The organism is Otariodibacter sp., assembly GCF_029256985.1.
Classification (GTDB): domain Bacteria; phylum Pseudomonadota; class Gammaproteobacteria; order Enterobacterales; family Pasteurellaceae; genus Otariodibacter.
In genome coordinates this window covers 33,138-45,461 of sequence record NZ_JARIDQ010000008.1, presented here as the reverse complement: position 1 = coordinate 45,461, position 12,324 = coordinate 33,138, and the positions used below count along the sequence as shown (strand labels likewise).

Annotated in this window: 16 protein-coding genes and 3 tRNA genes; 1 reads left to right on the top strand and 18 read right to left on the bottom strand. The window is 33.2% G+C overall.

Going from position 1 to position 12,324, the window contains the following annotated elements:
- Positions 1-191: 191 nt before the first annotated feature.
- The 18 genes from Q1J40_RS01115 to Q1J40_RS01030 all read right to left on the bottom strand — a co-directional run bounded on the left by Q1J40_RS01115 (position 192) and on the right by Q1J40_RS01030 (position 11,769).
- A tRNA-Pro gene (locus Q1J40_RS01115) sits at positions 192-268 on the bottom strand.
- Between the two features lie 21 nt (positions 269-289).
- Positions 290-365, bottom strand: a tRNA-His gene (locus Q1J40_RS01110).
- A 31-nt stretch (positions 366-396) separates the two neighbouring features.
- Positions 397-473, bottom strand: a tRNA-Arg gene (locus Q1J40_RS01105).
- Between the two features lie 132 nt (positions 474-605).
- Positions 606-1,331 carry a lipopolysaccharide N-acetylmannosaminouronosyltransferase gene (gene wecG, locus Q1J40_RS01100; RefSeq protein WP_301098199.1) on the bottom strand — a complete coding sequence of 242 codons (726 nt, stop codon included), beginning with the start codon at positions 1,329-1,331 and terminating at the stop codon, positions 606-608.
- Positions 1,324-2,646, bottom strand: coding sequence for an ECA oligosaccharide polymerase (wzyE, locus tag Q1J40_RS01095; RefSeq protein ID WP_301098198.1), 1,323 nt, complete (start codon positions 2,644-2,646; stop codon positions 1,324-1,326). The genes wecG and wzyE overlap by 8 nt, the downstream gene beginning before the upstream one ends.
- A 48-nt stretch (positions 2,647-2,694) precedes the next feature.
- Positions 2,695-3,180 carry a PM1805 family lipoprotein gene (locus Q1J40_RS01090; RefSeq protein ID WP_301098197.1) on the bottom strand — a complete coding sequence of 162 codons (486 nt, stop codon included), beginning with the start codon at positions 3,178-3,180 and terminating at the stop codon, positions 2,695-2,697.
- Between the two features lie 229 nt (positions 3,181-3,409).
- Positions 3,410-4,207: an urease accessory protein UreD gene (locus Q1J40_RS01085; protein WP_301098195.1), complete on the bottom strand. Its 798-nt coding sequence runs from the start codon at positions 4,205-4,207 to the stop codon at positions 3,410-3,412.
- 54 nt (positions 4,208-4,261) lie between these two features.
- Entirely contained in the window at positions 4,262-4,897 is a 636-nt protein-coding gene (ureG, locus tag Q1J40_RS01080) for an urease accessory protein UreG (protein ID WP_301098194.1), read from the bottom strand.
- A gap of 33 nt (positions 4,898-4,930) precedes the next feature.
- Positions 4,931-5,626, bottom strand: coding sequence for an urease accessory protein UreF (locus tag Q1J40_RS01075; protein ID WP_301098193.1), 696 nt, complete (start codon positions 5,624-5,626; stop codon positions 4,931-4,933).
- Positions 5,611-6,195: an urease accessory protein UreE gene (gene ureE / locus Q1J40_RS01070; RefSeq protein ID WP_301098192.1), complete on the bottom strand. Its 585-nt coding sequence runs from the start codon at positions 6,193-6,195 to the stop codon at positions 5,611-5,613. Before ureE ends, Q1J40_RS01075 begins: the two co-directional genes overlap by 16 nt.
- A gap of 62 nt (positions 6,196-6,257) precedes the next feature.
- Positions 6,258-7,979, bottom strand: coding sequence for an urease subunit alpha (ureC, locus tag Q1J40_RS01065; protein ID WP_301098191.1), 1,722 nt, complete (start codon positions 7,977-7,979; stop codon positions 6,258-6,260).
- On the bottom strand, positions 7,979-8,293 hold the full coding sequence (ureB, locus tag Q1J40_RS01060) for an urease subunit beta (protein ID WP_301098190.1): 315 nt from the start codon (positions 8,291-8,293) through the stop codon (positions 7,979-7,981). Before ureB ends, ureC begins: the two co-directional genes overlap by 1 nt.
- Before the next feature lie 12 nt (positions 8,294-8,305).
- Positions 8,306-8,608 carry an urease subunit gamma gene (gene ureA, locus Q1J40_RS01055; RefSeq protein ID WP_301098189.1) on the bottom strand — a complete coding sequence of 101 codons (303 nt, stop codon included), beginning with the start codon at positions 8,606-8,608 and terminating at the stop codon, positions 8,306-8,308.
- Between the two features lie 115 nt (positions 8,609-8,723).
- Complete coding sequence (locus Q1J40_RS01050) at positions 8,724-9,356, bottom strand: energy-coupling factor ABC transporter ATP-binding protein (protein ID WP_301098188.1); 633 nt, start codon at positions 9,354-9,356, stop codon at positions 8,724-8,726.
- Complete coding sequence (locus Q1J40_RS01045) at positions 9,353-9,988, bottom strand: energy-coupling factor transporter transmembrane component T family protein (protein ID WP_301098187.1); 636 nt, start codon at positions 9,986-9,988, stop codon at positions 9,353-9,355. The genes Q1J40_RS01050 and Q1J40_RS01045 overlap by 4 nt, the downstream gene beginning before the upstream one ends.
- Positions 9,985-10,596 (bottom strand): cobalt transporter CbiM, encoded by a 612-nt coding sequence (gene cbiM, locus Q1J40_RS01040; protein ID WP_301098186.1) that lies wholly within the window; start codon positions 10,594-10,596, stop codon positions 9,985-9,987. Before cbiM ends, Q1J40_RS01045 begins: the two co-directional genes overlap by 4 nt.
- 16 nt (positions 10,597-10,612) lie before the next feature.
- Entirely contained in the window at positions 10,613-11,080 is a 468-nt protein-coding gene (locus Q1J40_RS01035; RefSeq protein ID WP_301098202.1) for an HI_1622 family ECF transport-associated protein, read from the bottom strand.
- Positions 11,080-11,769 carry a DUF4198 domain-containing protein gene (locus tag Q1J40_RS01030; protein ID WP_301098185.1) on the bottom strand — a complete coding sequence of 230 codons (690 nt, stop codon included), beginning with the start codon at positions 11,767-11,769 and terminating at the stop codon, positions 11,080-11,082. The genes Q1J40_RS01035 and Q1J40_RS01030 overlap by 1 nt, the downstream gene beginning before the upstream one ends.
- 118 nt (positions 11,770-11,887) lie before the next feature.
- On the opposite strand from Q1J40_RS01030, the gene Q1J40_RS01025 reads away from it, so the two are divergent.
- The gene (locus Q1J40_RS01025) at positions 11,888-12,301 is read left to right on the top strand and encodes a MerR family transcriptional regulator (RefSeq protein ID WP_301098184.1); all 414 of its coding nucleotides are present in this window, start codon (positions 11,888-11,890) and stop codon (positions 12,299-12,301) included.
- Positions 12,302-12,324 lie beyond the last annotated feature (23 nt).

The window sequence follows — 12,324 nt, the reverse complement described above, 5'->3', positions numbered from 1 at the left end:
CAATCTGAGCCATGATCAAACTCTTCAATTAAAAGTTTAATCGCTCAATAACTGTTTTCTAGCTTTGTTATTCTTTATGAATTTTCAAGTTATAGACACTTATTAAGACTTCAAAATTAAATTATTTCAAAATCAATCATCAACAAGTGCCCACACAGATTGTCTGATAGTTTGTTAAAGAGCAAAAAAAGTGGTCGGCGAGATAGGATTTGAACCTACGACCCACTGGTCCCAAACCAGTTGCGCTACCAAGCTGCGCTACTCGCCGATAAATTTGTATTTCTATAAATGGGGTGGCTAATGGGATTCGAACCCACGACAACTGGAATCACAATCCAGGGCTCTACCAACTGAGCTATAGCCACCACTTCCTTTCATTGGACTAACATAGTACTCTGGCGCGCTCGACAAGATTCGAACTTGCGACCTTTGGCTCCGGAGGCCAACGCTCTATCCAACTGAGCTACGAACGCGTTTTAGTAGTGCGTCGCAACGGAGGCGTATGATAGTGATTTCATACTTTGTTGTCTAGCATTTTTTGAAAAAATATTCTCACTTGCTTTTAATTTATCCAGCTCGTCGATTAATTATCTAATTTGTTTGATTTATAACCTATTTAACCAGTAGTAGCAGGCGTATTTCACTAGCCTTACTTGTCTCTTCCAACGTGTAGGTTGTGATAATAATCGATATAACCATTCTAGTCCTAAATTTTGCCAAAATTTGGGAGCGCGTTTTACCTTACCAATAAAAACATCATAGGTTCCACCTACCCCCATATAAAGTGCGTCTGAGTAAATAGCTTGGGCTTTTTGAATAAATAACTCTTGTTTCGGTGAACCAAGTGCGACAGTAATTAATTTAGCCCCGCTTTGTGCTATACGCTGAATAATCTCATCTTCCTTCTCTTTATAGAAATAGCCGTCTTGGGTACCGACTATATTTACGCCCATTTGTACTAATTTTTCATTTGTTTGAGCTAAAGTGACCGCTTGTGCTCCAACTAAAAAAACTGGTGTATTAAACTGACTTGCCTTTTCCATCAAACCTACCCATAAATCTGCTCCCGCCACACGCTCAATATCTGCATATTCTGGATACTTCTTTTTTATGGATAAAACAATACTAATTCCATCGGCATAGTTATACTCTGCATTGTGCAATATATCTCGAATTATTGGATTAGATTCACTGATAATGATTTTTTCTGCATTGATAGCTATCAATTTTCCTTTCTTGATTTCATTTCCATTCCCCAATAAATATTCAATCAAAGTTTGTTGGTTAGGGGCAGCTAAAATATCAATTCCTCTGATCTGCACTTTATTCATCTAGTGTTCTCCTTTCATTCGATGCGTTTGGTAATATTAGGAATTGAATAAATCTAGCGATCATCCAACAAATAAAAAATACAAAACTAAAAAAGAAAAAACGTGATACGAACGCATCTAATCCTTCTCTGACTAAAATGATAAGGTTAAAAATATTTGCTAAGCAGTATGCCTGTAAAATTGTAGAATAAGGTAGATACCCATGTACACAGGCATAATCAAAAACATTATCACCTAATTTGATCAAAATACCGATTAGTCCCATTCCAATCATAATCATAGGAATGCCACCCATAAGATAAAAAGAACCTAATATAGTTGGCGAGATGGCTAATCCAGACTGATTACCTAAGATTACTTTAGTGAAATAATTTGCAGTATTCCAAGCTATATCTGGTCTATCTGGCCATATACTTTTAGGAATAAAGACATAAAAGTCGCGCACAACCGGCATTAAGCCTTGGAACTCAACGTTACTCGATAATATTCGCGAAAGATTTTCCCATGGTGAGAAGGTATCGCGAGTTAAATAGAGAAAGGTAAACCACATCTGTTCACCTTGTACATCTAGGTTATATCGCCACAATGCGAGGTAAAACATAACTAGTACCATCACACTACTTACAATAAATATCCAAGCAATAGATAAGTAGTGATGATATAGTCCAACTAATAAGAAAAGAATCACGATTAAGGCGATATTGGCACGAGTACCACCAACCGCTAAGTAGGTCACTACACCAAAACTGACTCCAATAATTAAAAAAGTCCACCAAGCATTTTTAGTCGTACGACCAAAATAGAAAATGAGTAATGAGGGGATAAAAAAATAGAAAAAGCGTTTTAATGCTATACCTTGAACAAAACTAGAAAAAATCTGACTATATTTTTCTAATCGAAAAAGCAAAAAACCGTTGAGAAATAAGAAATATCCTACGCTAATAATAGCAATCGCAAATAACAAATAAGCGGTCAGTTTAGCTTCAAATTTTGCATTATTTGATGATTCAATTTTTATGTTTAAGTGAGCATTATAACGAGGGAGTCCCCATTGATAGCTTATAAAATAAATCAGGTAACCACCTAAGGCACATAACAAAGTAAGAAATTGTGTATGCGTATCTGCCAATGCCACGCCAAATTTCAAATTTAAAATCAGTGAGAATGGAAAACCAAGAAAGAAAGTGACTAAATAAATTAAGCTGAACAATAAATGTAGAGAAAAAGACTTGGTACAATAAGAATAATAAATTATCCCCACTATCAGTAAAATAGAGAGGAAATAAAATATGTTTAGGAAAATAAATTCAATCATCTATATTGATTCTACTTTGACTAATAAATAACAAGTTATATCAAAGTCTTACTTTGGTAGTCCAAAGCGTTGTACTAATGTATTAAATAAAATTGAGCTTTTTTGTTCTTCGGCACTAAATGCTTTATCCAAAGTAGCTAATTTAGTTTTAGACACATTATCTTTTTTCGCAAGTAATGGCATCATTTGCTTGGAAAGAGTTAACATATTAAGTGTTACTTCTTTGAGTTGTTTAACTTCAGCATAATGAACATTCAGTGCTTTTAACGTATTAATATTGTTATCTAATTGACGATTCATTACTAAAGATAGTGTCTCTTGTAGCTCTGATGAAGGTTTACCCTGTGGAGCCGCACTTCTCACTTGATCATCCACAACTGTTTCTAGTGAAATTTCCATTCTATTCATCCATCTTATATATTGATAAAAATCTTCTCGACCAATATTAGGATCGGTAACAGTTGCACTACAAGCAATTAATACTAATGTAAAAAATAAGAGTGAAATAGGTTTAAAAAGTGATTTAAAATGCATAATCATCCTTAAGTAGAAATTTTAGGGTTGTTTTAGATAACTTGATTAAATTACCTTCTAATTGTTAAAAAATAAATTTGAGTTTTAAAGTTACTTTAATTAAAACATCATTTGCATTCACTTAAACACAAATCAAGATAATCCTTTGAAATATATAGCAGGATTATAACAACTTTTCTTATTATGATATGCCATAAATAAGATTTATAGTCATTATTTAGGTAAGTACTTATTTTTGTAAATTTATTGCAATTTCATAAAACAAATTTTCAATCACATCTGCTCTATTTGCCAATACTCTTATCATTAATCCTGCTTCATTTAATTGAGATATTCCAATTAAAAAACTGTTCGTAATGTTATAACATTCTTGTAAATCCTGAACGATATTTTTTATCTCTATCTCAGTTAAAGATAAATTAATATACAGCAACATTCCTTGATGAGAAAAGGTTTCCATTTGACTTAATGACGTTAGAGACATTTTATTTGGATGCCATTGAATACGATCAGAAAGTAATATGTTTTCTCCGTTTGTTATGCGTAAATATGATGAGAAAAAACGAAATTCAAATTTTTCACCATTTAATACTCGCCCAATTGCAACTATTTCACCATAAATCAATTCACTATTATCTTCCATTTCAATGAGTGTTTTCTGTTTAAAAGCACTATCCTTGTGTAAAACAAGAGGATGAGGAAGGTAGAAAAGGCGACTTGAAGAGGCTAAATAAATTTTTGTATTTTGTGAGGCAAATGCGTCTATGTTCATTGACTGTACTCGTGTAAATGCTTGTGTACTCAGTGATAGCGTTGTTTTCTCAGCTAAAGAAATCTGAATATCCAGTTCATCACCAGATAATATACCCGGCGATGAACTCATTTGTATTACATTCAGAGCATTTTGCCAACCTTCTCTGTGAGTTGGTAATGTATGTAATTTAAATGGCGGTGACACAAAGCAGTCATCTATTTGTGTTGCATTTTGTTTTGTTAATTTGGTCGAAATAAGCAATTTGCTATACATAAATAAATTACTACCCTATTTTAATTTAAGTTACGTCAGTTATAAGCAGGCATATTAGCGTATTAGACTATTTGAATCCTCTATATTTTTTAATAATGCATACTTTTCAATCCATTGAATTACTCCATCTAAATTTTCTTTTTTAACTAAATTAGTAAAAATAAAAGGTTCGCCTTGTCGCATTCTTCGAGCATCGCACTCCATTATGCTTAAATCAGCACCAACAAAAGGAGCTAAATCTGTTTTGTTAATAACTAAAAGATCTGAGCGAGTAATCCCAGGCCCTCCTTTTCTAGGAATTTTTTCACCTTGAGCTACATCAATCACAAATATAGTTACATCAGCTAAATCAGGGCTAAATGTAGCAGATAAATTATCGCCACCCGATTCAATAAAAATGATTTCTAGATCAGGGAAGCGAATAACCATTTCATCCACTGCTTCTAAATTCATTGATGCATCTTCACGAATAGCCGTATGAGGACAGCCTCCTGTTTCGACTCCCATAATTCGTTCTGATGGTAATAAGCTATTTTTTGTTAAAAATTCAGCATCTTCTTGTGTATAAATATCATTTGTTATAACTGCAATACTGTATTTACTTGCCATTTCTCGAGTTAAACGCTCAATTAGTGCCGTTTTCCCTGCTCCAACAGGTCCTGCTACCCCTATTTTTATGTATTTACGCATTTTTATTCCTTTATTCAAATTTATCGTTTTTTTTTATGACATATACAAGCGACTGTATAATTTTTCATGTTGCATACTACGAATATCACTTGATAATGTTGCTGCACCTAGCCATTCTGGATCAGGATTTAAACTTTGTTGTACCGCTTCAATTATAGACTGACGAGAATCAAATAGTATATCCTGTCCATCCATTTGGCTTAACGGAACTAGCTTCACTCCATTTGTTACTACACCAACCATCGTATTGTAGTAAAAAGCATAGAGAGTTTCTGCTTTTTCTAATCCCATTACAACTGCAACCATTGCAAATACTATTGGATAAAAGCCCTTGATCTTTTGCTCTATGATAGATTGTTGAAAGTCTAATAATATTGGATGGGTTTCATAGCGAGTAAAAATTTTCAATAAACGCATACCCAGTTTAAAACTTCCTTCTCTAGTTTCTCTTGCAACTTTAGTTGCAGCTAATTCTTTATCTAATGCAATTAATTTTGAGAAGTTATTTTGCCGCATTGCATCAAATGCAAGAGATAAATAAGCCCCATCATTAAATATCCAATTTTGTAATAATTGTGTTCTTACATATTCTTCCAATGTTTCTTTTGAATTAACTTTTTTTTGCTGTACGAAAGTCTCTAAGCCATTGGAGTGATTAAATCCACCTATTGGCAAGGTCGGATCAACTAAATGTAATAACGCCCCCAAACTTGCTAATGCTTGTGCCAATTTCCGTCTCCATGATGATGATAATGCTCATTATGAGTATGTTCACTATGAGTGTGAGTATGTTCACCGTGACTATGCGAATGCCCGTGACCTTGTGCTGAATTAGCTCTTAGAGGATTTGTTAATCGTCTTGTTTCTTGCTTTGGATTAAAATTAGCCGCTTCTAACCATTCATACATAGGTTTATCATAAGGTAGTAATATTTCATCACCATCTAAAAATAAGGGCGAATGTTTATTACCAATTTCATAACACGCCCTTGCCATTTCTGGTAAAGTTTTAGGTGATAAAACGATAACTTCTGAGGGAATAATATTAATTACTACAGCTAAATTCTCATCGAGAAACACAACATCATTATGTGTAAGCCGACTTCCCTCTTTTAAGATTCTAAATAGTATTTCATATCCAGCTTGGCTCACTTTACGCAAAATATTTCGTTCACTTTCGAACCAGTTTAATGAGATATAATCTATCTGTTGTCCTTTAATTTTTCCATTTTTTTCAAGTTCATCTAAATGACCAATTACATTTTCTACTACGGGAAGAATAGATTTTATTTTTTGCATAAATAATCCTTTATTTAAAACTTTTATTAAAAAGCACGGAAAAATCCGTGCCTAACATATTACTAAAATAAGAAATAACGTTGTGCTAAAGGTAAATTATCTGCGGGCTCACAGGTGATTAATTTACCATTAACTCTAACTTCATAACGTTCTGGATCTACTGTAATTTCAGGTGTTTCACCATTATGAACAAGATCTTTTTTGCTAATATTTCTGCAACCTTTTACAGCTATTGTTTCTTTTTCTAATCCATATTTTTCACGAATATTATCATCAACACCTGCTTGAGATACAAAAAATACTGCTGTTTTGGTCACTGCTTTTCCTAATGCCCCAAACATTGGACGGTAAAGAATTGGTTGAGGCGTAGGAATTGAAGCATTTGGATCACCCATTTTTGCATAACTAATAAACCCTTGTTTAATTACACATTCTGGTTTAACGCCAAAGAAACCCGGTTTCCAAAGTACGATATCTGCTAACTTTCCTATTTCTAATGATCCCACACAATGACTTATACCATGAGCGATTGCAGGATTAATTGTGTATTTTGCAATATAGCGTTTAATTCGAAAATTGTCTGAATTAGGATCTTCTGGTAATGGTCCACGCTGTGCTTTCATTTTATCTGCGGTTTGCCATGTTCGACTTATAACTTCAGCGACTCGTCCCATTGCTTGAGAATCGGAACTCATGATAGAAAAGACACCCAAATCATGTAAGATGTCTTCTGCTGCAATTGTTTCTGGACGAATACGACTATCAGCAAAGGCAACATCTTCCGGTAAACGCTTATCTAAATGATGGCATACCATTAACATATCTAAATGTTCATCAATAGTATTTACTGTAAATGGTCTTGTTGGATTAGTTGAAGCTGGTAAAACGTTTGAATACATTGCAGCTTTAATGATATCTGGAGCATGTCCACCACCAGCGCCTTCAGTATGGAAGGTATGAATAACACGACCATTAATTGCATTCATGGTATCTTCTAAGAATCCGCCTTCATTGAGCGTATCCGTATGTATAGCAACTTGAACATCCATTTCATCCGCAACTGTTAATGCAGCATCTATTACAGCTGGAGTTGCCCCCCAATCCTCATGAATTTTTAAACCTAATGCTCCTGCTTTCACTTGTTCTCTAAGAGGATCTAATGTTGAACAATTACCTTTTGCTAAAAGCCCAACATTTACAGGTAACGATTCTGCCGATTGCAATAACCGTTTAATATTCCATTCACCAGCAGAACAGGTTGTAGCGTGTGTACCATCTGTAGGGCCTGAACCACCTCCAATTAATGTGGTTACACCACTTTCAATCGCATGTGTAGCTTGTTGAGGAGAAATAAAATGAATATGTGTATCTATACCGCCAGCTGTAGCAATTAAATGTGCACCATTATGGACTTCTGTACTTGCTCCAATAATCATATTTTCAGTAACATTATCCATTGTATCTGGATTGCCAGACTGACCAATACCAACAATACGACCATCACGAATACCAATATCAGCTTTAATAATTCCTAACTTAGCATCAATAATAACAACATTGGTTATGACGAAATCTAAAACATTAGGATTAACGCGCGTTACAGTGCTCGATTGTGCCATGCCATCTCTAACACTTTTTCCACCACCGAATTTACACTCATCACCTTTGGTTAATAAATCTTTTTCTACTGTTGCCCATAAATTAGTATCACCTAAACGAATTTTATCTCCAACTGTTGGACCAAAATTTGCTACATACTGACTATGCGAAATCTTTAATGACATTATTTTTCCTCCAGTTGTTTATTTATTTCATTACGAAATCCATAAATTATTCTATTTCCACCAAAAGCAACTAACTCCACTTGTTTCGGTTCACCTGGTTCAAATCTCACTGCATTACCTGATGGCACATTTAATCGCATTCCATAAGCTAAATCACGATTAAAACTAAGCGCTTTATTCACCTCATAAAAATGATAATGTGAGCCAACTTGAACTGGACGATCTCCTGTATTTATTACGTCTATTGTTACTGTTTTACGTCCTACATTTGTGATAATATCATCATCACACAATTGATATTCACCTGGAATCATTTTTTCTCCTATTTAACGAATTGGATGATGTACAGTAACTAATTTAGTCCCATCTGGGAAAGTTGCCTCTATTTGAACTTCTGGAATCATTTCCGCAACACCTGGCATTACATCATCAACACTAAGTAATTTTGCTCCGTATTGCATTACTTCAGCAACAGTCATCCCATCTCTTGCTGCTTCATGCAAATGGCTTGCTATATAAGCAATTGATTCAGGATAATTTAATTTTACACCTCTATTTTTACGTTTTTCTGCTAATTCTCCTGCAAGAAATAGCATTAATTTCTCTTGTTCTCTTGATGTTAAATGCATTTATTAATCTCCATTGAATGATTAAAACCTATTAATAGTATCAATAAATATTTACTTTTGGTAAGAAATAAATTTGAATTTACTTTATGGGACAGTTAATTTATTAATAAATAAACTAACGACTAACTTGGATACAATTATCAGCTAAAGTATTTACAAAATCTTCTTCATGAGAAGCAATAATCATTGGTAATTTTAAATCTGTTAAAAGTGAGATTAGTTTTTGTTTATTTTTTTTATCCAATCCTGTTGTAGGTTCATCAAGCAATAGAACTTTAGGTTGCATCGCTAATACACCAGCTAAGGCTGTAAAATTTTGTTCGCCACCAGATAATTTATTTACTGGTCGATTTTTTAACCGCAGAATCTCTAATCGTTCTAATTGAGATAGTGCAATTTGATAGGCTTCTTCTTTTGTTTTACCCTGATTCAAAACACCAAAAGCTACATCATCAAGAACCGTTGGTCCAAATAATTGATCGGATGCATTTTGAAAACAAATCCCTACCACTGAACCTCTTAATGGTACAAAATCTTTTTCTTTATAATAAGTTTGATTAAACCATTGAATTTCTCCTTGTTGATAAGGAATGAAGCCAAGTAAAGTATAAAGTAATGTTGATTTTCCTTTTCCTATATCTCCCAATAAAAAAAGGCATTCGCTATCATTTAACTGAAAAGATAGATTTTCAATTATTTTTACTTTTTCTCTATGAATATGTAGATCGGTAACATTTAATATGTTCATCTTATTTTTTCCGATTTTTTTGAAAGATCAAATCCTCTCGCTTTTAATGCAATTTCAGCTTGTTCTGTTTTAATTAAAGTATGAATAAGTAATAAAGCAACACGTTGAGAAATAATATAAATAGTTCGAGTATTAAATTTTGGAGAATATCCTCTTGCTTTCATTGCAATTTCAATTTGTGTATTGAGTTTCCCCAACAATCCTATATAACGAATTGATAAAACAAAAAGGTGAGTCAATTTCTTTGGTAAAGGTAATGATTGTATTGCTTGTAATAAAATACAATCATTCATATTCATTAATAATACCCAAATAGATCCGAGTAAAAGATTTAATCTAAGTGTAATTACTAAAACAAGATGAATTCCTTGTGGATTTAATTCAATACCATTATCACCTATTTTCCAGCTCATTGTTAACCACATTACGAAGGTAAAAATATGAAACTTTAACCAACGAGTGATATATGTCTTCAAAATTTCTTGCTTAATCACTAAAAATGTAAGTAGTAATAAGTATATTGCGATATTGATGACTAGTAAAAAAGGGATATAACTAATTGCACTAACAATAAAACCCCAAACAAAGATATAAATCAAACGTAAATGGGGTTGGAATATTTTTTCTATCATTTTGTTATTTTTAATGCTGAAGGGTACATTTTTAATAATAAAATTAATACGGTTGCACCAATAGCGCTGTCAATAAATAATACTGGTGTATGTGAAATTAATAATAAAGTAATTAAATCACTGTAATCAGCTCCCCCATCTAACATCAAGACAAGAGATGCCAGTAATGCAGAACCAGCAATACCAATAACCCCAGCCATGATGCCAAAGATAATACATGTTTTTGAACTTAAAGATGAGGGTCTAAAGTAGTTAAATAGATAATGAACCAATACCGCTGGTAATGCCATTATACAAAGGTTTATACCTAAAACAGTAAGACCACCAAAAGAGAATAGAAAAGCTTGTAATACTAATGCGATAAGAAAGGCTGGAAATACTGCCCAGCCTAAAAATATTCCCGCAATTCCATTAAGGATTAAATGAACACTACCGATTCCTATAGGTACATGTATCGTACTTGCTACAAAAAATGTTGCAGAAAACAACGCAGTTAATGGTAATTGCTGGTAATCTATTTTTTTTAGCCCAATAATCACACCAATAACTGCAACAGCTACACCACAAGCTAAAGTAGGTATATGTAAAACACCCTCAGATAAATGCATCTATTTTCCTTATTTTTTATTTTTTAGAAGATCGAGAATGCCAAAGAGACCATAATCCAATAATACCGAAGATATAACCAATTCCACCAATAATATCCCGTAAATAAATTTTATCTCGTAATTTAGCTATATCTTCTCTAATAAGTAATAGATTATCAGATTGTTCAGAGCTACTCACTTTATTTGCAATGGTTTCAGCCCTATGCCCTTCCATACCTTCAATGACAACCTTATAGCTATGATCGCCTGTAGCTGGTAATGAAAAGAAACCTTCACGATCCGTTTTTCCACTCACTAATAACTTTGGATTATCTTCTGCATAAGCTTCAATATAAGTTTCTGCTGCTGGGGTCATGTCTGTATAGTAAGACTTACCCATAATTTTTTGCCCATCATATTGAGCAAAAACTAATAATCCATGAGCAAGTAAATTTGAACTAAACAAGACCGATAGTATTAATATAAATAAACGCAATCTTTTCATCATTCAGCAGCGAAAGTTAGCATATATTCAATACTACGATTTGTGTAATCTGGATTATTTGGAATGTCTTCTTCGAATTCAGCCCAAACTTTATTAATACCTTTTGTTGGGGTAAAGGCAGCAATACCTTGTGAATTAGTTAATACAAAAGGTTTATCTTCACCTAACCCAAGTTTAATGCCTTCTACTGGCTTACCATTATGAAGTACAAGAATATCAACAGGTTTATTCGCCATAGGTTTAGATTGCAAAACCAATTCATACTCTACATTATGGAGTTTATAAGCTTGTTCATCCCAATTAAGAACTGCTTTTCCTTCTTTTAAAGGATTAACACTAAATTCTGCATCTGGTGCTTCTTTTTTAGTTTTTTCTACGTATTTTCCTGATGGTAATTTTGACCATACACCATTATTAAAACGCATAAATATGATAGATGCTCCCTCTGCATTTAGATGAATTTCCCCATTTTGATAAATAGTTTTAGCATCTTTTACACTACCATCAGTACTTAATAATTTGATCGAAGTAACTTTAGATTCAGGATAAGTCTCGGTTTCTTCATGCCCAAATTTGAGGGTATAGCTATCTTTCATACTGGGATCTTGCTCTAGCCAAATATTATGAGCATTTGCACTTACCATCGCAAATAACACAGATGAAATCACCATAAATTTTTTCATAAACATACTACTCCTGAGTGAAATTAATCGAACTGTTAAGCTAAATACATGAAGAACTATCTTCTCACAGGACACAATGATAAAATATGAAGTAACTTAAGAGTCAATATATATTTGTAATAAAATGAAAATAGGATTGTTAGCTAAAACCGTCGGTTGTACCGTAGAAACGGTTCGGTTTTATGAAAAAAAAGGATTACTTCCCAAACCCATGCGCTCAGCGGGTAATTTCAGAATTTATGATAAAGATCATCTAGTCCGTTTATCTTTTATTTGCTATTGCCGAGGATTAGATATTTCTTTAGATGAAATTCGCATTTTGTTAGAGTTAGACAAATCAACAGAACAACAAAAACAAGAAATGAAATTATTATTAGATCGCCATATAAAAAAAATAGCAACACGTATTCATGAATTAGAACATTTACGAATTGAATTAATGAATCTACAAAATAAATGCCTTAATGTTCAAGACAATACGAACTTTATGAGCTCTTTATTTCAGTATAAGGATATGCACCTTATCCGCCTAAAATAGCACAAAAATCTACTGTGCTAATA

Bases quoted from the DNA above. Each gene is read 5' to 3' on its own strand.
- wecG (WP_301098199.1), bottom strand. From the start codon at position 1,331: ATGAATAAAGTGCAGATCAGAGGAATTGATATTTTAGCTGCCCCTAAC.
- wzyE (WP_301098198.1), bottom strand. From the start codon at position 2,646: ATGATTGAATTTATTTTCCTAAACATATTTTATTTCCTCTCTATTTTA.
- Q1J40_RS01090 (WP_301098197.1), bottom strand. From the start codon at position 3,180: ATGCATTTTAAATCACTTTTTAAACCTATTTCACTCTTATTTTTTACA.
- Q1J40_RS01085 (WP_301098195.1), bottom strand. From the start codon at position 4,207: ATGTATAGCAAATTGCTTATTTCGACCAAATTAACAAAACAAAATGCA.
- ureG (WP_301098194.1), bottom strand. From the start codon at position 4,897: ATGCGTAAATACATAAAAATAGGGGTAGCAGGACCTGTTGGAGCAGGG.
- ureE (WP_301098192.1), bottom strand. From the start codon at position 6,195: ATGCAAAAAATAAAATCTATTCTTCCCGTAGTAGAAAATGTAATTGGT.
- ureC (WP_301098191.1), bottom strand. From the start codon at position 7,979: ATGTCATTAAAGATTTCGCATAGTCAGTATGTAGCAAATTTTGGTCCA.
- ureB (WP_301098190.1), bottom strand. From the start codon at position 8,293: ATGATTCCAGGTGAATATCAATTGTGTGATGATGATATTATCACAAAT.
- ureA (WP_301098189.1), bottom strand. From the start codon at position 8,608: ATGCATTTAACATCAAGAGAACAAGAGAAATTAATGCTATTTCTTGCA.
- Q1J40_RS01050 (WP_301098188.1), bottom strand. From the start codon at position 9,356: ATGAACATATTAAATGTTACCGATCTACATATTCATAGAGAAAAAGTA.
- Q1J40_RS01045 (WP_301098187.1), bottom strand. From the start codon at position 9,988: ATGATAGAAAAAATATTCCAACCCCATTTACGTTTGATTTATATCTTT.
- cbiM (WP_301098186.1), bottom strand. From the start codon at position 10,596: ATGCATTTATCTGAGGGTGTTTTACATATACCTACTTTAGCTTGTGGT.
- Q1J40_RS01035 (WP_301098202.1), bottom strand. From the start codon at position 11,080: ATGAAAAGATTGCGTTTATTTATATTAATACTATCGGTCTTGTTTAGT.
- Q1J40_RS01030 (WP_301098185.1), bottom strand. From the start codon at position 11,769: ATGTTTATGAAAAAATTTATGGTGATTTCATCTGTGTTATTTGCGATG.
- Q1J40_RS01025 (WP_301098184.1), top strand. From the start codon at position 11,888: ATGAAAATAGGATTGTTAGCTAAAACCGTCGGTTGTACCGTAGAAACG.